This window comes from Leptospira ainazelensis (assembly GCF_016918785.1).
In the GTDB taxonomy this organism is placed as follows: domain Bacteria; phylum Spirochaetota; class Leptospiria; order Leptospirales; family Leptospiraceae; genus Leptospira; species Leptospira ainazelensis.
Genome location: NZ_JAFFPT010000065.1, coordinates 60,648 through 80,509 on the forward strand (window position 1 = coordinate 60,648; position 19,862 = coordinate 80,509).

19 protein-coding genes are annotated in these 19,862 nt (G+C 42.9%); 4 read left to right on the forward strand and 15 right to left on the reverse strand.

All coding sequences use genetic code 11. The annotated features are described in order from the left end of the window. Window positions 1–7: 7 nt before the first annotated feature. The 3 genes from JWG44_RS15335 to JWG44_RS15345 all read right to left on the reverse strand — a co-directional run bounded on the left by JWG44_RS15335 (window position 8) and on the right by JWG44_RS15345 (window position 2,899). A complete protein-coding gene (locus JWG44_RS15335) occupies window positions 8–739 on the reverse strand; it encodes a hypothetical protein (protein WP_205275885.1) in 732 nt (243 codons plus the stop codon). 145 nt (window positions 740–884) lie between these two features. Beyond that, window positions 885–2,264, reverse strand: coding sequence for a DNA repair protein RadA (gene radA / locus JWG44_RS15340; protein WP_205275886.1), 1,380 nt, complete (start codon window positions 2,262–2,264; stop codon window positions 885–887). Continuing rightward, a complete protein-coding gene (locus tag JWG44_RS15345; RefSeq protein WP_205275887.1) occupies window positions 2,261–2,899 on the reverse strand; it encodes a ribonuclease D in 639 nt (212 codons plus the stop codon). Before JWG44_RS15345 ends, radA begins: the two co-directional genes overlap by 4 nt. A 123-nt stretch (window positions 2,900–3,022) precedes the next feature. On the opposite strand from JWG44_RS15345, the gene JWG44_RS15350 reads away from it, so the two are divergent. The 3 genes from JWG44_RS15350 to JWG44_RS15360 all read left to right on the forward strand — a co-directional run bounded on the left by JWG44_RS15350 (window position 3,023) and on the right by JWG44_RS15360 (window position 7,346). Then, a complete protein-coding gene (locus JWG44_RS15350) occupies window positions 3,023–4,963 on the forward strand; it encodes a glycoside hydrolase family 36 protein (protein WP_205275888.1) in 1,941 nt (646 codons plus the stop codon). Window positions 4,964–5,025: 62 nt separating this feature from the next. Further along, window positions 5,026–5,511 (forward strand): putative lipoprotein, encoded by a 486-nt coding sequence (locus JWG44_RS15355; RefSeq protein WP_205275889.1) that lies wholly within the window; start codon window positions 5,026–5,028, stop codon window positions 5,509–5,511. Window positions 5,512–5,537: 26 nt separating this feature from the next. Beyond that, the gene (locus JWG44_RS15360) at window positions 5,538–7,346 is read left to right on the forward strand and encodes a hypothetical protein (protein ID WP_205275941.1); all 1,809 of its coding nucleotides are present in this window, start codon (window positions 5,538–5,540) and stop codon (window positions 7,344–7,346) included. A 385-nt stretch (window positions 7,347–7,731) separates the two neighbouring features. Here JWG44_RS15360 and JWG44_RS15365 read toward each other — a convergent pair whose 3' ends face one another. From JWG44_RS15365 to JWG44_RS15375, 3 genes are read right to left on the reverse strand one after another with little or no spacing between them, the layout of a single operon-like run. Next, a complete protein-coding gene (locus JWG44_RS15365) occupies window positions 7,732–8,841 on the reverse strand; it encodes a SpoIIE family protein phosphatase (RefSeq protein WP_205275890.1) in 1,110 nt (369 codons plus the stop codon). A gap of 1 nt (window position 8,842) precedes the next feature. Beyond that, entirely contained in the window at window positions 8,843–9,658 is an 816-nt protein-coding gene (locus JWG44_RS15370; protein WP_205275891.1) for a hypothetical protein, read from the reverse strand. A 4-nt stretch (window positions 9,659–9,662) separates the two neighbouring features. Beyond that, complete coding sequence (locus JWG44_RS15375) at window positions 9,663–10,568, reverse strand: histone deacetylase family protein (RefSeq protein ID WP_205275892.1); 906 nt, start codon at window positions 10,566–10,568, stop codon at window positions 9,663–9,665. Window positions 10,569–10,671: 103 nt separating this feature from the next. Here JWG44_RS15375 and pyk point away from each other — a divergent pair, with 103 nt between their 5' ends. Further along, the gene (pyk, locus tag JWG44_RS15380) at window positions 10,672–12,099 is read left to right on the forward strand and encodes a pyruvate kinase (RefSeq protein ID WP_205275893.1); all 1,428 of its coding nucleotides are present in this window, start codon (window positions 10,672–10,674) and stop codon (window positions 12,097–12,099) included. Between the two features lie 695 nt (window positions 12,100–12,794). Here pyk and lepB read toward each other — a convergent pair. The 9 genes from lepB to acpP form a co-directional block, all read right to left on the reverse strand. Next, complete coding sequence (gene lepB, locus JWG44_RS15385) at window positions 12,795–13,826, reverse strand: signal peptidase I (protein ID WP_205275894.1); 1,032 nt, start codon at window positions 13,824–13,826, stop codon at window positions 12,795–12,797. Between the two features lie 94 nt (window positions 13,827–13,920). After that, window positions 13,921–14,295 (reverse strand): alpha/beta hydrolase, encoded by a 375-nt coding sequence (locus JWG44_RS15390; protein WP_205275895.1) that lies wholly within the window; start codon window positions 14,293–14,295, stop codon window positions 13,921–13,923. Window positions 14,296–14,525: 230 nt separating this feature from the next. Then, entirely contained in the window at window positions 14,526–14,945 is a 420-nt protein-coding gene (locus tag JWG44_RS15395; protein WP_205275896.1) for a hypothetical protein, read from the reverse strand. 535 nt (window positions 14,946–15,480) lie between these two features. Beyond that, the gene (locus JWG44_RS15400; protein WP_205275897.1) at window positions 15,481–15,861 is read right to left on the reverse strand and encodes a hypothetical protein; all 381 of its coding nucleotides are present in this window, start codon (window positions 15,859–15,861) and stop codon (window positions 15,481–15,483) included. 20 nt (window positions 15,862–15,881) lie between these two features. Further along, window positions 15,882–16,763, reverse strand: coding sequence for a mechanosensitive ion channel domain-containing protein (locus tag JWG44_RS15405; RefSeq protein ID WP_205275898.1), 882 nt, complete (start codon window positions 16,761–16,763; stop codon window positions 15,882–15,884). Then, window positions 16,763–17,854, reverse strand: a complete 1,092-nt coding sequence (aroB, locus tag JWG44_RS15410) for a 3-dehydroquinate synthase (protein WP_205275899.1) — start codon at window positions 17,852–17,854, stop codon at window positions 16,763–16,765. The genes JWG44_RS15405 and aroB overlap by 1 nt, the downstream gene beginning before the upstream one ends. Next, complete coding sequence (locus tag JWG44_RS15415) at window positions 17,851–18,315, reverse strand: NUDIX hydrolase (protein WP_205275900.1); 465 nt, start codon at window positions 18,313–18,315, stop codon at window positions 17,851–17,853. The genes aroB and JWG44_RS15415 overlap by 4 nt, the downstream gene beginning before the upstream one ends. 60 nt (window positions 18,316–18,375) lie before the next feature. Further along, window positions 18,376–19,119, reverse strand: a complete 744-nt coding sequence (gene rnc / locus JWG44_RS15420) for a ribonuclease III (RefSeq protein ID WP_205275901.1) — start codon at window positions 19,117–19,119, stop codon at window positions 18,376–18,378. A gap of 54 nt (window positions 19,120–19,173) precedes the next feature. Continuing rightward, on the reverse strand, window positions 19,174–19,407 hold the full coding sequence (gene acpP, locus JWG44_RS15425; protein WP_000753030.1) for an acyl carrier protein: 234 nt from the start codon (window positions 19,405–19,407) through the stop codon (window positions 19,174–19,176). Between the last annotated feature and the right edge of the window lie 455 nt (window positions 19,408–19,862).

Here is a 19,862-nt window from a genome sequence, read left to right on the forward strand (position 1 = left end):
TTATAATTTATTTCATACTCCTAAATCGTTTTACAAGCTCGGCGGAGAATTCCTGGATCGCCTTTTCCTTACTGTCCGCTACGATCGACATTTCATCGATCCATCCGTAAGGCCTTGTAGAAGACGAAGACGCCTCGGATTCGGTAGTGAGATAGAGATATTCGTTTCGTACGTCCCAGAGCGTTCCTTCAAAAGTAAATGTGGATTCTCCATGAGAACCGGGAACGAGCCAAATTCCTACGATCGTCGCGTAGAGTAAACTGAGGATATTAGGTTTTTGTTCGTAGCGCGGAGTCGATTTTACGACCAAGACCGCGTCAGCTCCGTAACGGGATGCGAGAATGCGAATCTTTTTGATTCCATCCAAGGTCCTGGTTCTGTTCTGATAATAATTCTTAAATCCGCTTTCGTATCTTTCGGAATCCAAGTCGTAAACGGACGCCGAAATGAGAAACATCTGCGAGACGATTTTCTCCGCTTTTAGATTTTCTTCGATCGTGAGTATCGCGGATTTATTTTTCGCGTCGATTCTGTAATTCGATCCTTCCGGTTCTAAAAAGTAAACGCCGACTCGAAACGGAAGACGAAGTTGCGGTTTGAGGGAAAGATAGTGTTTGATCTCCCCGGAATCGATCACGATTTTTTTCGGATCAACTTGCGGGAGAGGGCCTCGGTCATAACCGGTGCTCGCACAGCCGATCTGTAACGATATCATTAGAATCCAGACTCTCTTTTTCATTCGATTTTCGCTCCCTGATACAACTTTGATATCTTTGTTTCCTGTTTTTTAGGACAGTTCATTGGAGTTCCAACGTTATTTTGTGAGAACAACAGTTCATTGGAGTTCCAACGTTATTTTGTGAGAACAACAAAAACCCCAAGGATCAATTCGCTCCTGGAAACAAAGAACGCAAATCGTTCAAAGAACGAATCCCTTGGACCTGAATCTCCAAACTCTGATCGATCTCGCTCAGGTTTCCCTCGGGCACAATCACCTTCTTCATCCCAACACCCGCAAGTTCTTTGATTCTTAAACTCGCCTGACCGATACTCCGGACTTCTCCGGAAAGACCAACTTCTCCGAGAACGCAAGTTCCTTTGGGCAGCGGTTGATCGAGATAACTCGAGATGATGGATGTGCAGATCGCGAGATCAAGCGCGGGTTCGTCGGCGTCGAGACCTCCAGCGAGATTGCTGAATATATCACATTCTCCTAATTTGAGTTTGAGATACTTTTCAATCACGGCAGCGAGCAGAATCAAACGGCGCGTATCCGGACCTTCCGCCATTCTTCTCGCTTGCGAAAAACCGGACTTACTCACAAGAGCTTGGACTTCCACGGTCAGAGCCCGACTTCCTTCAAGAACCGCGCTGATCACGGACCCGCTTCTTTCTTCGGCTCCCGTGCTGATAAAAACCTGATTCCGATCCCCGACTTCCCGGAGACCTCCGGAGAACATTTCAAAGATCGCAAGATCTCCCACCGCGCCGAAACGATTCTTCACCGCGCGCAACAGACGATAGTAATTGAGACGATCCCCTTCAAAGTAAAGAACCGTATCCACGAGATGTTCTAAAACTTTCGGACCCGCGATCGCGCCTTCTTTTGTAATATGACCCGTCATCAAAATCGGAATCCCCGATCTTTTTGCGGTCTCGAGTAAAACTTGTGTACATTCTCTGAGTTGAGTTACCGTTCCCGCTTGGTTGGGAAGCGCCTCTCTCGCGATCGTCTGGATCGAATCCACAAAAACGACAGCCGGCCTTTCTCCTTCGATCATCGCCGAAATATTTTCGGCGTAGGTTTCCGAAGTGAGAAAAAGATTCGCCGAACGAATCCCCATTCTTTCGGCGCGCATCCGAATCTGAGAAGGAGATTCTTCTCCCGAGATATAGAGAACTTTTTTGTTCGCGCTCGTGAGATTCCGGGAAACTTCCAAAACCAGTGTGGACTTCCCTACTCCGGGTTCTCCTCCGATCAAAGTCAAAGAACCGGGAACGAGACCTCCGCCCAAAACGAGATCGAGTTCTTTCAAACCGGTTCCCATTCTCTTGAGTGATTCTTCTTCCACCTTGTCTAGAGCGATGGGCTCCTTATACGATTTGTTCTTCTGAGAATTTCCGTTGGAGGCGGCGAATCTTTCACCTCCAACCTCTTCTACGATCGTATTCCAATTTCCGCAGGACTCGCATTTCCCGGCCCAGCGCGCGTAGTCTTGACCGCAGGACTGACAGACAAAGTTTCGAGTGAGTTTCTTTTTCAATGTTCGAAAAGCGCGGGCATCTCAAGCCAATCGATCTGGTTGAAAACGGGAAGACAACGAAACGCGTCTTTTGCCAAAGATTCTCTTCCTTCTCTTACGAGAATTTCCGTGAGTTTTTGTTCGAGAGAAATCAGATACTTCACGTCTCCGCTTGCGTAGTCGACTTGGTCTTTTGTGAGAATTTTTTTACCCCAGTCGGAGGATTGATTCTTCTTATCCAAATTCTCATCGTAGAATTCCCGGATCAAATCTTTGAGACCGTGTTTGTCGGTATAAGTCCTTGCGAGTTTGCTCGCGATCTTTGTGCAAAAAACGTTCTGCATCGCGATTCCTAAACGATAACGAAGAAAGAGAGTATCCATTCTTGCGAAGTGAAAAATTTTTACGATCTCCGGATTTTCGAATAAGGACTTAAGATGAGGAGCTTCTTTTTGATCCGGAAGAATTTGGACCAAACTCACGTTATTCGAAGAATCGCAGATCTGAACTACGCAGAGTCTGTCTCTTCTCGGATTGAGTCCCATCATCTCGCAGTCGACGGCCAATCGATCGTCGGCCAGATATTCTTCGAATCTTTTTTGTGTCAGATCCCCGGGAAAAAGCTCCGGTTTTATAGTTGAACGTTTTGGAGGCATAATTTCATAATAATCCGTACCGCGTGGTTTCGGGAACCAAAAATACAAAACGAGGCCGCTGGAATTTTAGAAAAGTTCCCGTTTGCAAAAACGAAAGGCGACCCAAAGCGATAGAACAAAAAAATGAGAGCCATATTAAACTACAAAGTCTATGAGGACGCGTTCGTTTCCACTTTCGAATTTTCAGGAAAAGAACTAAAAACAAAGAGCGACTGCGGAAACTTCTCTCTCGCGCTCGGTTATAAAAAAACGGGAAAGAACAGCGTTTACAAACCGACTTTAGAATGGATCGGAGAACTCAGACCCAAGGCGGGAACCGAAATTCTTACCTTAGAGATCGAACTTCCTCCGCATTCTCTAAACGATCCGAAAATTTTTCAACACGGTTATCAGTCCTGGAGTCTCACCGGAGTTCACCCTTTGAGCGAGGCTGACGAATCCCCTCGTCTCGAATTTCTTCAATACATCCAGGAGAATATCTACACAAAACATTCGGGAGTCGGCGGCGACTGGCACAGTGAAGGAATGATTCTTCTCCTCTCTTCCACCAAGGATCCTCATTATTTTGCGGGAGCGACCGGGCCCGGAGAACAAGGAATCAAGTTCCGAGCGATTTCCTCGGAACGAAAACAAGAACTCGAAGACGAAAAGAAAAAATCCTGGTTTCCGAATTCCGGAATTTCTTTGATCTACGACTTTTATCGTTACGAGGATTTTAGAGGAAATAAACTTTCCTTAACTCCGATCAGCGTAGTTCGTTTTAACACGAGCCCCGAAGCCTATCTCAAAAAGTATTTTAGCGAATTAGGAAAAGCTCATAAAGTAAAACTCTCTTCGACTCAGGTTCCAACGGGCTGGTGTTCCTGGTATCACTACTACACCAAAATTTCGGAAAAGATCATCTTGAAAAATCTGGCCCTCGTGAAGGAGAAAAAACTTCCGATCCAATTTTTCCAGATCGACGACGGTTATCAGAAAGAGATCGGAGACTGGCTTGTAACCAACGATAAATTCCCCGGAGGAATGCGTCTTTTAGCCGAAGAAATCCGAAGAGAAAAGCTCACTCCGGGAATTTGGCTCGCTCCTTTTTTGGTGAGAAAAAAATCGGAATTCTTCCAAAAATATCCCGAAGCCGTTTTAAAAGACCGGGACGGAAAACCGGTGCCCGCGCTCTGGAATCCTCTTTGGGGAATGGACTACACGTATTGTATCGACGTCACACATCCGACTTCACGAGACTTTTTGGAAAACGTCTTTCGAACCTTGGTGAAAGAATACGGATATCCCTATCTCAAACTCGACTTTTTATATGCGGCCTTGCTCCCGGGTTGGACCTACGACCGAGGAGTTTCCCCTCACAAACGTTATGCGGACACGATTCGATTTATCCGAAAGGTAGTTGGAAAGGAAGTTTTTCTTTTGGGATGTGGCGCTCCGACCTATCCTTCGATCGGACTTTTTGACGCGATGAGAATCAGCTGCGACGTCGCTCCGTTTTGGGGAAGGGAAAAGAAAAGAATTCTCGTAAACGATCGTCACGCGCTCTGCACGGAAAGGGCTTTGATCAACGATATCACGCGCGCGTCTATGCACAGAAACTTATGGTACAACGATCCGGATTGTCTTCTCGTGAGAGAAAGTAAAAATCAGATGACACCCGCGCAAACTCAGTTTATGGCGAGCGTGATGGCTGTGAGCGGAGGAATGATTCTTGTGAGCGACGACCTTGCCTTGATCGGAGAAGAAAGACTTTCTCTTTTGAAAAAAACCTTGGAACTCGGAGCGAAGTGCAGAAGCAAAACTCCGATTCCGGTAGGAATCGCGTCCGGACTTTTTCCACCGGCGCTTTATAATCCGGCGGGCTTTTTAGGAATTTGGAATCCGAGTGAAGTAGAAAACACGATCGAAATCCAAGCGCCTTTTGTTACGAAACAAAAACAGTTCCCGGATTTCTGGACGGGCAAGGTTCCGGAGTCTCTGGACTTTTCTCCAAAGACCGGAATTCTCAAATTAAAACTTCCCGCCTTCGGATCCGTAATTTTGCAAACGGGAAAAGTTGTTTGACTGGAATTCGATCCCGGATAAAATTCCAACCGAAAAAACAAACCACACGGAGACTCCATCTGATGAAACGCACTCAAAAACAAGTTTTGGCTTTGGTCATAAGCCTTTTTATAATGAGCCTCAATCACTGCTTTATCTCTGAATCGATCTCGACAGGAATCAACTCTCTCAGCAAATCTTCCGATTCTTTGCAAAGTCTTTCCGGATCGATCAAATCGATCTCCGGTTCCGTAAGCTCCATCTTCTCCTCTTCTTCCGGAGACGATGAAAAAAAAGAAAAGGCGTATTTAAAAGACGTTCGTGATCTCACGGCGATGCACGTTGAAAACGGATTTCAGGAAATCGAATTCAAAAACGATCTTTCGACCCTTGCGCTTCAAAACGGACTTACAAACTGGAAGGCGTTGCGCGTAACGTATCTCGGGATCGGAAGCGGATTGAAAAAAGCCGGAGTAAACGAAGAAAAATTCCAGACCTTCGTACAAGGATTGGGAACCTCCAAACCTGAAATCGTAGAATCCATTCAAAAAGGATTTTCTCAGCTCTGAGATTATTTCTTCTCTTGTCGACGGCCCTGCTATTTCCGGCGGGGCTTCTTTCCACACCCGCAACCGCCGATTTTATCTACGTCGACGCAAACACCGGACAATCGAGCGGAGGACATACGGGAATCCGAGTCGGAAACAAGGTCTATCATTATCAATTTTTTCCGGACGATATCTTTCATCTCGTAAGAGAATCCTATGACGACTTTGCGTTTAGTTATAATATTCTTTCCAATCGAACGAGCGTTCTTACAAGACTCGACTGGAACCAAAAAGAAATCGCGATCTTAGAATCCGGACTCAACCATCTCTATCTTGTTCAATTCAAACATTTGCAGAATTGGGAAGTTCTCAAAAAAGAGGCAAAGTTTTTTGAAGAATTGAATTCTCCCGAAAAAAAAATCGGGTTGAGAGCGACGGCCTACTTCACGGAAAAACGGAATTCTAAAATTACAAAGGATTTCAAAGAAGAATTGGAAACAAAACTCGGAAGACGATTTCTTTCCGAATTGGAGAATCGTTTAAAAGAAAACGTTTTATCCCCGGAGAACGAGCTCACCCAAGTTTTTTTTCCTCCTTTGCCGGAAAACGTTTCGGCAAACCGGTTTCCCTTTTTTACACAAGGCCCTTATTTAAAAATCCGCGATACACTCGAAGGAATTTTACTCTGTCGAATTTTAAGGGAAGAATGGGGACTGAATCCCGAACTTCTGATCTCCGATCGAAAAGAAACTCTGTCCAAAAAAGAAATCGAACTTTTAAAAACATTCTTCCAAAAACAAAAAGAAGGGTTGTTACAAATCCTCGAGGAACAAGATCCGGGCTGGGCTTTTAGCGCGTTAGTCGCGTTTGGAAGGATGCAGGCCGTCGAAGAAAGTTTAGAATCCGGTTTTCCGGTATTTCTTTCCAGTTTCCCCGACGATTCTCCGCTCATTCATAGGGAAGTAGCGAGAGATCGGGAAGACGTCCGTCATATAGGAGGAGAAACTTCTTCGATCGTTTCCTTGGCCCGCGAAAAAATCTCGACTCTAAACTCTATTACGGAAAAAGAATATCAGATCTGGGAGGACGCCACCAACCGAGCCTTCGAACTCCAAGAAGGTCTTGCCAAAACGATTCCCGTAAGAATGTATTCGGGAAAGTTGATTCCGGAAAGAGAGAATTATTTTTTGATCTCGATGTTTTTGCCGGAGAATTCGCAACTCAAAGAATACGCCAGAATTTCAAAAGAAAGGGAATCGGAATATCATTCCCGTTTGAAAAAGCTCTATCCCTTTCATCTTCTTTCCGAAAATTGTACGACGGAAATCGTAAAAAGAGTTCAGGAAACCTTCGACTTGAAGGAAAAATCTTTTCCGGGAGAAAAGATCGACCCGAAACTTTCACCGTCCCTCGTCCCATTCTACGCATCTTATTCGATTTCAAAACGATGGAAAAATTCCGGGGATACGGTTCTTCTTTCCTACAGAAGAAAAAAACTCCGGGATATTTTGGAAAATGAACCGGGGATTCGAACGATGCTCCGGGAATCGTTTACGTTTTCCTCTTCGATTTACAAATCCAATCGGGAGGATCCTTTTTTCCCGCTTTTTACGGACGACGTTTTTTGGAAACGACCGCTCTACGGATTCGTGAATTTTAGCGCCGGTGTCGGTCTCACAACCTTAGGTTTATTCAGTCTTCCCTTTGACAAAGGCGAACGTCTTCAAAAGGGCTTTCAGTCGGCTTTTTTCAGCCTGCCTGAATTCGTTTTTTTTAATATTCGAAAAGGAACGTTTCCTTATGTTCCGATGAAAGAACTTCCGAAGGAACTTTTTGAATTTCAAGATGAAGATTGATCGTGTCGGATCGAAATCAAATCCGTCGTCGAGGACATCTATTAGTCGCCGTAAACCGAAATTTCCATCGAACATTTGGTCCGACAAAGGATAAACTCCCGTAAAAAAGGTTGTATCGGACTTCAAGTCCGTTTTGAGATAAATTCGACTAAATCTCAGTTTTGTTCAAATTAGAGTTCAGGTCTTGTCTCAAAACCTAAGAAGGGCCAGAAAAGATTCTGATCCGTAAAACTCGAATCTTTTGTGTGAGTTCCTACAAATCACAACGTTATCGGCCACCGAAAACGTTGAACCGTGCCACGTCCCGAAAAGTAAGAGTTCCTACTTTTTTAGTTTTAGGGAAAGACCCTGCACTCACTTTCTAAATTCGGGAAACCGAAAAGATTCAACGGATTTCCAGCAAAATATAAGAAGCGTCGTCCCTGTATTCTTTTGCGGGAATCGCGGAACGGACATACGTATCCAACGAGTTTTTCATTCTTCCAATCGCGTCCTGACCCGATTTGTGGATTTGATTCAACTCTGAAATCAGAGGATGAGTGAGATTGTTGATAATTCCATCCGTAAAAAGAAAAAGGATATCTCCGGGATTCACGGAAACCTCGTGACTAGGAAACTCGACCTCTTCCAAAATTCCCATGAGCTGACCCGATTTCTCCTTCAAAAAAGAAAATTCTTCCTTATGAAAGTGAACCGGAAACGGATGACCGCCTCTCGCATAGACCAACTTTTTTTGTTCCGGAAAAAGGACCACACAGGCCGCGGTCATACTGTGAGTCCCGATATTTAAGCAGAGTTCCTGATTCATCTTGTGCAGAATTTCAGAAGGATTGTCCGAATTCTTAAACTCTTCCCTTGCGAGTGTTGTCATCAAAAGTGCGATCAAACCGGAAGTGACTCCGTGATCCTCGACGTCCCCTAAAAGAAGAAGAATCGATTTTTCTTTTTTAAGAATCACGTTAAAATCCCCGCTTACGAAGGAAACGGGAGTGATATCGGCTTCCACTCGAAAGGGAGAAAGATCCGGAATCGTAAAAATTTTTCCTTGAACCCTGGACGCGAGTCGAAGATCTCTCATGATCACTTCGTCTCTTAGATCTCTTTCTTTTAGGATCGTATAATAGTCGAAGGCCCTTTGAATCGCGATTTGCACCGTCTGTATGGAGAACGGTTTGAGAAGAAAGTCGCTCGCCTTGTGGGTCAAAGAAGTTACTACGTTGTTGATATCGCGTTCCCCGGTCATCATGATAACCTGGGTTTTAGATTCTAAATTCTTAAAATAAGGAAGTATTTCGAGCCCGCTGCTTCCGGGCATGTGGATGTCCAGAAAAACGATCGGATTGAGTTCTTTTTCGAAATACTGTTTCCCCTGTTCTACCGAATCGAAAAATACGCTCTGGTAACCCAGCTTAGTAAGAATGAGTTCCAGTGTCTCGCCTACGTCTCTATCGTCGTCGAGAATGATAATTTCCGGTCTTAGGGAAAATTCTGCCATATTAGACTTTCCTTATATAATGGGTACCTGAAACGATCTTTTTCACTTTTTTGTAATATTCTTCGTCAAAAAGAGTCGATTCGAGATAATTGCTGATACAAGAGACCATCTCTCCGTATTTCCAGACGTAAACTTCTCCGGTCGTCGAATCGCAGATTTTTTCTCCGTGAATTTCGTTGCTGAGTTCTCTCAAATTCGTCCTACTAAAAGACTGAAGGATCGCACGAAACTTTCCTTCCTTTTCCGGATCCACAAATTGAAACGATTTATGAAAAAGAACCGCGTCGTGAAAGTATTCCGGAATATTAAAAGCTCCGTAGGCTCCCATTTTGGTGGCGAGAATTCGGATAAAACCGGTGATCTCGTTCATCACGCTTAGGCCGGGATATTCCTGACCTTGATGGAGTTTCTTTTTTAAGTTCATCGTTTTCGCTTTTAGGTTCTGGGTCAGGAGCCAGTCAATATAAACGAGCTTATAGGATTGATCCAGCTTTTTAAACTGAAAGTCTGAAAATTTTAAACGCATGTGAACAAGAATCCCGCCGGAGGGATCTTTGATATAAATCCGATTGTCCATTTCGGAGATTCCGTCTAAGGTGATCTGAAAATCGGAATACCCTCTCGCCTCGAGAATGCGAAACATTCCTGCATCTTCCATCATCACCCTTACTTCTTCGATCGTGAAACGATTGAAAAGGCTGTTTTCAATTCCAAGAGAGGTTTGAAATTCGCGAGAGATGTCGATCATCCCAAGTTCTTGACCGTCCAAAAAACCGGGGTTGCCCTTATTTTTATCCGAATCGGAAAAGATACCCATAACGTTAATCGGCCGCAAATACCTTGATCGTATTGTAGTGAATCGTGACCGTATCGTGAAAGTCCTTTGCATATCCTCCCGCCGGAAGAATCACAACGGGAGCATCCACACGAAGAGCGAATTCTTTTACGATCTTATCTCTTTTTCTCAAACCTTGAAACGTAAGTTTCAAATCTCCCAAGGAATCTCCTTCAAACGGATCCGCTCCCGCGATATAAAAGATAAGATCGGGTTGAAAGGAAGAATAAATTTTCTCGAGAGATTCTTCCAAAAGTTCGTGATACTTCTTATCGTCCGTTCCTTCCAGAAGAGCGACGTCCATTCCGGACTTTTCTTTTTTTGGATAGAGATTTTCCTGATGCATGGAAAACGTAAACACATGCGGGTCGTTTTGAAATACCACGGAATTTCCGTTTCCCTGGTGAAGATCCAGATCGATATAGAGAACTTTTTTTCCCGGATTTTGTCTTTGGAATAATTTTCCCGCAATCGCCGCGTCGTTTAGATAACAAAATCCTTCCGCACGATCGGGCATACTGTGGTGAAATCCGCCGCCGATATGATATACGAATTTATACTTTTTTGTGAGTTCCATAGAGAGAATCGTTCCTCCGACCGCGAGTACAAAACTTTGGACGATTTGTTTTGTAAGAGGAAGTTCGGAGTATTGAGTTCTTTCCGTAAGTTTGAGGGAAAAAAAATCCTTTAAGAATTCTTTTGTGTGAACCAAAGCCAATTCTTTCTCTTTGGCCGGGTCCGGTTTGTGCACAAAGAGATCCGCGAGTTTAGGATCTTGTTTTACGAGATTATAAACCATCTGGTATTTCCTTGCCGGAAATACGTGGGGACCCAGATCCATATTATAATCCGGATGATATACTAATCCAATTCGTTCTAACTGCTTCTCCAAGGAGAGGACGCCTATTTTTGGTTCATTCTATTTTCCTCTTTCCGTTCGTAAAGAGGAAATATTCGCTGGAACAACGGAAGGCATTTCTTTAGAATTGCCGTTCATGAAAACCCTAAACGGGAAAAAAACCAAAATCGTTTGCACAATCGGCCCCGCTTCCTCTTCGGAAGAGACCATTTTTTCCATTCTCAAGGCGGGAATGGACATCGCGCGGATGAATTTTTCGCACGGAACTCACGAATCCCACAAGAGAGTCTACGAAACGCTCCGAAAATGTGAGCAAATATCCGGGTTTCCACTCGGAATCATGGCCGATCTTCAAGGCCCGAAAATCAGAACCGGAAAATTAAAGTTAAACTCCATTCTACTCCATAAGGATCAGGAAATCAAAATTGTTCCCGACGCGGAACTCCAAGGAGACGAAGGGACGATCGGATGTACCTATCCGAATCTGATCCAGGACATCAAGGAAGGAGACAAGATTCTCATCGACGACGGAAAACTAGTTCTCAAAGTCATCTCCAAAAAATCGGACTCTGCGATGTTAAAAGTCATCGTAGGTGGAATTCTCTGGAGCAACAAAGGAATCAATCTTCCGGGAACTCCGATCTCCGCTCCCGCATTATCGGAGAAAGACATAGACGATCTAAAGTTTGCACTTTCCTTGGGTGTCGATTACGTTGCCCTCAGCTTTGTGAGAACCGGAGCCGATCTCGAATTGGCAAGATCTCTGTTAGCCGGGACTTATACGGGACTGATCGCAAAAATAGAAAGACCCGAAGCGATCGGAAACATCGAGGAGATCATAGAACGCGCGGATGGAATTATGATCGCGAGAGGAGATCTTGGAGTTGAGATCGAAACGGAGAAGGTTCCGATCCTTCAGAAAGAATTGATCTACAAACTCAATCAAGCGGGCAAACCCGTAATCACCGCGACTCAGATGTTGGAATCGATGATCGAAAATCCAAGACCGACCCGTGCCGAAGCGAGCGACGTCGCAAACGCGGTGATGGACGGAACGGACGCAGTGATGTTATCGGCGGAATCCGCGAGCGGACATTATCCCGTTGAATCCGTGGAGATCATGGCGAAAATCATCCAAGAAACCGAAACCATCGATCATATCTACGAAATTCATTGGAACATCAAGAAGACGTTTTTAGAATCCGAAAGAACCGCGCTTGGAAACGCGGCGAGAGAGATCGCGCACGGAATTCACGCAAAAGCGATCGTAAATTTTACAAGAAGCGGTTATTCTGCTTTGATCACTTCGGAGATGAGACCCAAGGTTCCGATCTATTCCTTTACTCCGTTTGCGACAACCGCGAGAAAGATGAAACTCTACAGAGGTGTGGTTCCGTTTGTGATGCCTTTTTTTACAAGACTCGAAGATATGATCGCCTATATGAATCAAAAACTCAAGGAAGACGAGTTTCTTTTTCCGGGTGATAAGGTAGTGATTCTTTCCGGAGCTCCGGGAACCAGCGTCCGAAGCGTGGATTTTTTACAGATCTATAAGATCCATTGATTTCGAAAAAATCATAGAAAATCATTCTCGATCCGACAAAGGGACAAAGAACGAATCGAAAAAATTCTTCTTTCTAAAAATTTCAAGAAGAGAGAAGACAAAATCCGTTTTGAATCGTTTTTATAGAATCTCGTAAAGGAAGGATTTTCCGCAATGGAATCGAGGCGCGCGGGTTCAAAGTCCGTTCACAAACCTTTTTTAAAAAACGTTCGCGTAGGAATTCCTACAACCCCACTTCATTTTCTAAACCACTGAAATACGAAAGATTTGCATTTTATAATATTCAAATTTCTCTGTGAGAGTTCCCACATTTTGACGGGGTTTTGGGAAAAGTTCTTAAGAATCGTTTTTTCCGCGAGTCAATTATAAACGGACTTCAAGTCAGTTTACGAGTATTTTTCTAAAAAGGTTTCCATGTAGGAACTCTTACAAAAATCCGTATATTTTTCGAAAAAATTTATCGAAATAAAGCCGCTTCCAACGTCCGGTATCTTCGTAAGAAAACGCGGGAGTTCCCACAAAGTAAGCCCACAAGCGCGGTACAAACTTTCTAAAGAATCGATGGCCGAAAAAATTTCATTGGAGTTCCTACATTTGGAGGTTTTGGAAAAAATCACTTTTGGAATCCCTACTTTTGTAAGACGCAGAGTCTCTCGATTATTGTAGCTCGACAGGTCTTAGGGAAAACCGCAAAATCATCTCTTCACCGGAGAATTATCAAAACCCAGATAACTCCAACGAATGTTAAGAAATATTAGAATTTTATAAAATCGTTTCAACGAACAAAAATAGTCCTGGTCTCCTTCGCAGATTTTTGTGGGGACTTTATCCTGATTCGAAGAAAGATAGGTAAAAGCGAACTTTCCAATCACTTGGTCAAAGGAAATCGGCCCGAGCATTCTGGAATCGATGGAACCGTCCCGGTTGTCCCCCAACAAAAAGAGTTCATCTTCCGCAAGTTTGACCTTGGGAAAAAGAAGAATCCCCGAGTCGGACTTCGATTCCAGAATCGGAACGATACGATCGCCAAGAGCTTCCACCAAAACGATCCTTTCCTGGGAATCCAATCCGGAGTGAAATTCCGTAGCTTTTTTTTCCGATCTCTCTTGCGGTATTTTTTCACCGTCCACAAAAATTCTTGTTACGGAAAAATGATCCGAAGTTGCCTCTTCGCTTATCAAAATGGTTTCGCCCGGAAGACCTACGATCCTACCGAGAGATTGACGACCCACCTTTTCATTTTGATAGGCGACAATATCGCCTCGTTTTAATTCCTTCTTATAAAATAATTCCGTAATATAGAAAGTATCGTTCACGTTTATACTCGGAACCATTCCCGAAGAAAGTTGAACCTTTCCTTTTAAGATTCGATCCTTTACGAGTTCGTCGATTCCGATTCCTAAAAACAAAAGAAGAAGAATAGTCACAGGCAAAAACCAATACGGAGAAGGAAAACGCCGAGAACCGGATGTTCGGATCTTCGATTCCGAGACGAGAGTTGCAAAGATCAGGATTCCCCAATTCAATAAAAGACAAAAGATGAGAAAAAATAACGCGGATTTTCCCGAGCGGTTTTCAAAAAGAATATAAGTAAAAACGGAAACGAGTAGACCCGCGATGACTGTGTATCCGTAGAAAATCCAAAACAACAAACGGTCTTTGAGATAATAAAAACCGAAGGGAGGGAAAATAAAATTTAAAAAAATTCCGATAATTTTTCGCTTCATACTTTTGTTACTTCGATGTTGTCGTTTCGTTTAGAAAATCAAACCAAGAAAAATATTGAAATCATAAAACGAATATACAATCCAAGTGCTTGTTTTAATCCGAAATAAAAAACCGGTGGATCTCATCCCAATACTTTCTCACGGTCCGGTCCGTGCTCAAATGCCCTCCCCTTTTGAGACGTTTTAATCGAATCTTTGTCCGAACCGCAAAGTTTTTCACCACTGTTGCAGAAACATAGGGATCGTCTAACGCGTGAATCATGCGGATCTTTTCCGGAATCAATTCTTCCGCATAAAAGGAAGGATTGAAAAATTTCCCGTCGTAAAGTTTTTTCCAATTTTTTTCGGGCAGCCGATACGCGTTCCCGAACGTTTCCTTCAGATAAGAAACGTAGTTTGAATTTGAGGTCTCGGCGTATTCTTCTTCCTTTAAATTTTCCCAGTCTACGACCGGGCAATTTGCGATCACCTTTTAAAGAAAGGAATTCCGCAAGGTCTTGTCTTTTTGGAATCGAGGGCATTCCGTCGCAAAGTAAAATCAGTCTTTGTTTTTTGATTTTGTATTTCGGAGGTAAGAATTCGGCGACGACCTCTTTTGGGAATCTGGTTCAATGCATGGATTTTAATTAAACTGAAACTCCAAAACGCGTCTTGATATCGGAGCTAAGAATTTTTTCAGAAAATTAAAACTATCGGAGTCTATTTCTCTCCCGTTTCGATTATCAACTGTTGCAATTGCAAAAACTTTTCTTTCTGAAATTCGTGATATAAAACCGTGTCTCTGGTCTTATAGAGAATTACGTGATCGAGAATCAACAAGCTTCTTCCTTGATCCAAATCGATAAGAATCCCTCTAGAGGGAAGTGTCGCGTAGTAAGATCTCCATCCAGAACGAAATTTCGAAATTTCACGCTCGATCCAATTCCAAACGATTGTATCCTTGGAATAGATTGTAGTACCACGAGGCCCATGATTTGTTTGATCCCTTCCGGATTCAAGATTCGATACGATGATTTCTTTCGGAATCGAGACTTCGGTGTCGAAATCACAAGATTGGATAAAATTTGCGAAGATCAAAAAGAATCCAAGAGTCCGCATTGATTTTACAAACGATTTCATAAAAGTCTCCTCAAATAAACATTTCGCTTCTTATAGATTCTCACCCCATAAGAAATTTTTTTTCGAGGGAATTCGGATGAATTGAAACATTCAAATATCTGCACCAAAAGGACAAGTCTATTTTTATACATTGAATCTTTCAAAGGCGGGAATAAAAAAATACAATATTCTATATTTAGAATAAATATAAAAGTTTAAATCCCTTTAGAATCACTGGGGCTAGTTTTGTTTTCATGCCCTTCTTTTCCGAACGTGCGACAAGTAACGTAAACAAAAAGGACTTCACCTTCTTCAGACGAAAGATAGACGATCGGTAATTCTTTCTATCGCCGTAAAACAGATCGGCAGGATTTCAAAAAACGAGAACGGTTTGAATAGGAATCATTCAAAAAAATTAGACGCATCCTCGAGAGTAACTTTGCAGCTTGATCTTTCTGATAAGGTAAAATTGAATCTATGGACGCGCTGTAAGTATTTAAGTTTTCGAAAAGAGTCATCCATCAAATCTAATCCGAAACGCTCAAAACCTCTTGCCTTATTGATTCCGATAGAGATCCGGAAAACGCTCTTTGAATGCGGGAAAAGTCCGCTTCGCAAATTCTTCCGGAAAAGCGTGTTTTTCAATACAGATGGAAATATGACCGTTTGCCAAATGCGCAACAATTTGAAAGAAATTTCCGTATGAAACGATGATATGATCCAACCCCCCGCAATCAATGTCTCCCCTTTGTTTCGCGAGAAGTAGCAACGCCGGATTTACGATCTGCTCCTCGTAGTAATCACTATCGGAAGAAGACGAGTTTTCGACTCCGGAACGTTGTTTTTTTGTGATTATGCCATTCCATCGAATCGCGACGTAACGGACCTCCGCCCCTTGGGAAAACGTGAACTGAATGATGTCCTCCGGATTGATCATAGAAAAATTCCTAAGCTATATTATAATATTCGAATACCTGGAAAAAGTTTGAATTCTTTCAGAATCGTATGTGCGATTTTAGTTTTCATATCCCTTCTTTCACGAACGTGCGACAGATAACGCAAGGAAAAAAGGATTCCTCCTTCCTCAAGCGAAAGATAAACGATCGGGGAAGTTTTCCCGAGTCGAACCAGATAATTTTTCGAAAGCTCCTGGAGAGTATAATCGATCTCCTCCTGGTTGATGACCGCGTTGTTTTGAACGATGCCGTTTAGGAGTTCTTCAGCTTTTTCGAAGTCAGAGTCGTAAGGAATTTTAATCCTCATTTCATCCCAGACATAATTCATCTTGTCCTTTACGACGACAATCGGCTTTAGGATCACGTAGTGATTCGGAAAATGAACGAGTCGATTCGTGGATTGGTCCGATTTCGGATCCGAGGAAATTTCCATCAAGGTAAAACGATTCATTCCTATATTGATGACGTCTCCTCTAACACTTTCGATTTCTATCCTATCTCCCACCTCAAAACCGTTGCTCCCGTGGATAAAAAACCAACCCACGTAATTCAAAGTGATATCTTTTAAGGAAATGACGATCCCCGCTCCCGCAAGACCCATCACTGTGGGAAGATAGGAAAGTCCGGAAAAAGCTACGGGAAGAAGAATGATCAACCCGAGGATCACAAACGACATCCGAGCCATCTTTCTTCGATTGTAGCGCGCGGTGACGTCTATCGTAGGTCTGAAAAAATCCAGAATAAAAAGAATCACTCTGTATGAAAGAATCAGAAAGAAAATAAAATAAACGATAAGAATCAATTCTTCCGCAAGACTTCTTTCCTTCATCTTGAGAAGGATCAAAGGATTGATGGACTTGAAAAAATCGAATTCGAAATTCATTACAGCCCTTTTTGTTTTCGAATGTTTAGGATGATGTCGCGGGAATCGACGGGAATATCATACACGGGAGAACCCGGTTTTTCCAGAAGTACAAAACGGATCGAACCGCCGACGTTCTTCTTATCGTGCAGCATGTGTTTGGCGAGTTCCTTCGATTTTAATTTTGTCTGATACGGAAGTCCATAATTCTTCAAAGACTCGATCGTTTCCTTCGTTGTCTCCGGATTCAAACCTGATTTTTCCTCGCTGATCAAAAGCGCCGTAACGAGCCCGATCGCGACCGCTTCCCCATGCGAATATTTTTTATATTTCGTAACGGATTCGATCGCGTGAGCGGTAGTATGTCCCAAGTTGAGAATTTTTCGAAGACCCGTTTCCTTCTCGTCGCTCGAAACGACTGATGCCTTAAAACGGACCGATTCTGCGATCATATAAGGAAGAATGGGAGAATCCACATTCAAATCTTGGAATGAATGTTGTTTCACTTTTTCCCAGTATTCTCCACCGGAAAGAAGAGAATGTTTGATGATCTCGGCTTGACCACATCTCCATTCCCGATCCGGGAGCGTGGAAAGGGCAAACAAAGGAGCAAAGACAAATTCGGGCTGATAAAAGGAACCGACCATATTCTTACCCAGATCCGCGTTGACCGCGACCTTTCCGCCCACGGAAGAATCCACACAAGCGAGAAGAGTTGTAGGAATCTGAACAAAACGAATTCCACGCAAAAAAGTGGAAGCGATAAAACCCGCGAAGTCTCCGACCACTCCGCCCCCGAAAGCAAGGATCAAAGACTTACGATCCGCACCGTGTTTGATGAGTTGATTGTAGACGTCTCCGGTCTTTTCGATGTGTTTTGCTTTTTCTCCGCCCTTGATATAGATCTCTTGAAAACGAATTCCCAGAGAAGAAAGTTCTTTTTCTAAATACTTTGAATAGATAGAATGAATCGATCTTTCAGTAATCAAGAAGATCGAAGTAACGTCGGGAAGTTTTGCGATCTCTTCCGATAAACCGGAGAGGTCCGTATGAAGTTGTACGGGAACCGATTTGTGTTCCGTATTCACTTGTATGGTTTCGATATGACTCATTTTTTTTCCGATACCCAGATACTTTTGATAAAGGGAGCCGGACTCAAATCTCCTTCGAAAAGAAAGGATTTTATATCGGGTCTAAGATCCATTTCTCGAACGGCGGCCGGACTAAAATAACCGAAACCGGTGATCGCCTTTTCGTTGAGATTGAGTTCGGGAACTTCCTTTTTTACGTTCACTAAAAATACGAGTTGAATGAGATGTCTTTTCCCGCCGGGTTCGATGGATTCGTTGAGAAGTAAAAAGGCAGCCGATTTCATTTCCAGAGAAAGTTCTTCTTTTAATTCTCTTCGAAGAGCGTCTTCGGCGCTTTCACCAAATTCGATTCCGCCTCCGGGCAAAAGCCAATAGTAAGAATCTTTTTTCTTTTGTTGAATGAGAAGGATTTCGTTTTGGGAATTGAATATAAGAGCCGCGACTCTTACGCGCATTCCCTTCTTTTTAAAGAAAAAATCCATACTATCTTGATTGTCGTCCTTTCATCCGTTGAATCTTGATTTGGCGAGGGACGTTTTCTTCTAAGACCCTCTTTTAATCCGATTGTAAAGTTCTTTAGCCGCGTTTTGTTCTGCGGCTTTTTTGCTCACTCCGGTTCCACTCGCTTCCCACTGATCACGGATCCGAACCGAAACTTGAAAGACCTTTGCGTGATCCGGACCAGATTCTCCTTTCATACGATAAACGGGAAGAATCTTAAAATTCTTCTGCGCGTATTCCTGGAGTTGAGTTTTGTAGTCTCTGACAGATTCCTCTTTTTCCGGATTTTCCGCAAATTCTATTAAATGTTTTAATATGAATTTTTCGGAAGCCTCGAATCCGAGATCCAAATAGATCGCTCCGACCAAGGACTCGAAAAGATTCGCCGAAAGTTTGCGTCTCCCCTTTCCCTGAGAACTCGCTTCTCCTTTGCCTAACAAGAGATACTCGGAAAGACCTAACTTCTCCGAGATTGCGTTTAGAATGGGCGTAGAGACGATTCTCGACTTAATCCGGGACAATTCGCCTTCGCTCGCTCTGGGATAGTTTTGAAAGAGATATCGCGCGGCTACAAGACCGAGAACGGAATCTCCGAGGAATTCCAGACGTTCGTTGTCTTCCGGAATTTCCAGATTCTCATTTTTATAGGAACTATGAATGAATGCGGTATTGTAAAATTCTAGATTGGAAAATTTGATTCCGATCTTTTTAGAAAGTTTCTGTAGAGTTTTGACCCGCTCGGGGTTTTTGAGAGAAGAAGGAGTTTGTGATTTTTTAAAGATCAAAGGAGGGAAAAAAGAATTCCGAGTTCCGTGAAGAACCCGGAAAGTCTCAAACGATTAGGACTTGAGGTTGTCGATGAACTTTGTTACGTCACCAACAGTTTGAATTTTCTCAGCGTCTTCGTCAGAGATTTCGATTCCGAATTCCTCTTCAAGAGCCATTACTAATTCAACTGTGTCCAGAGAATCTGCACCGAGGTCATCTATAAAGTGAGCCTCAGGTGTAACTTCAGATTCATCCACTCCAAGTTGTTCTACGATGATAGATTTAACTTTTTCAAAGTCTGCCATTGTTTCCTCCGTACCACATTTTGTGGTATGATGATTTTTTGTTAGATTTAGTCAGGTGGATATAAAATCCACCGAATTTTATAGATTTAATTCCGAAAATATTTGGCAAGCCAATATACTTTTTTTCAGAAAAAAACTCCCTTAAAATATTCCTAAGTTTTTGTTTTTCAATTCGATTTTATCATTCAAAAAACGTTCGGATGTATTGTGGAAAAAAACTCAGGAAAAGTCATCCGAGCCGAGCCGGAAGATTCTCAAGAATGTTGAACAAAGATTCTCATAGAATGCCTCGAGTCGTTCTCTGCATCAATTCTACGATGGGAAAATTTCTTGGTTTTTGATAAGAGTTTGTCTCATTAGAATCGCCTTGAATCCAAAGTTTTTCTCTTTCAGAATTTTATTCCCAAAAGAATTTTTAAAAAGAAAAAATTTGTATTTAAGTACGGGAAGGTAAG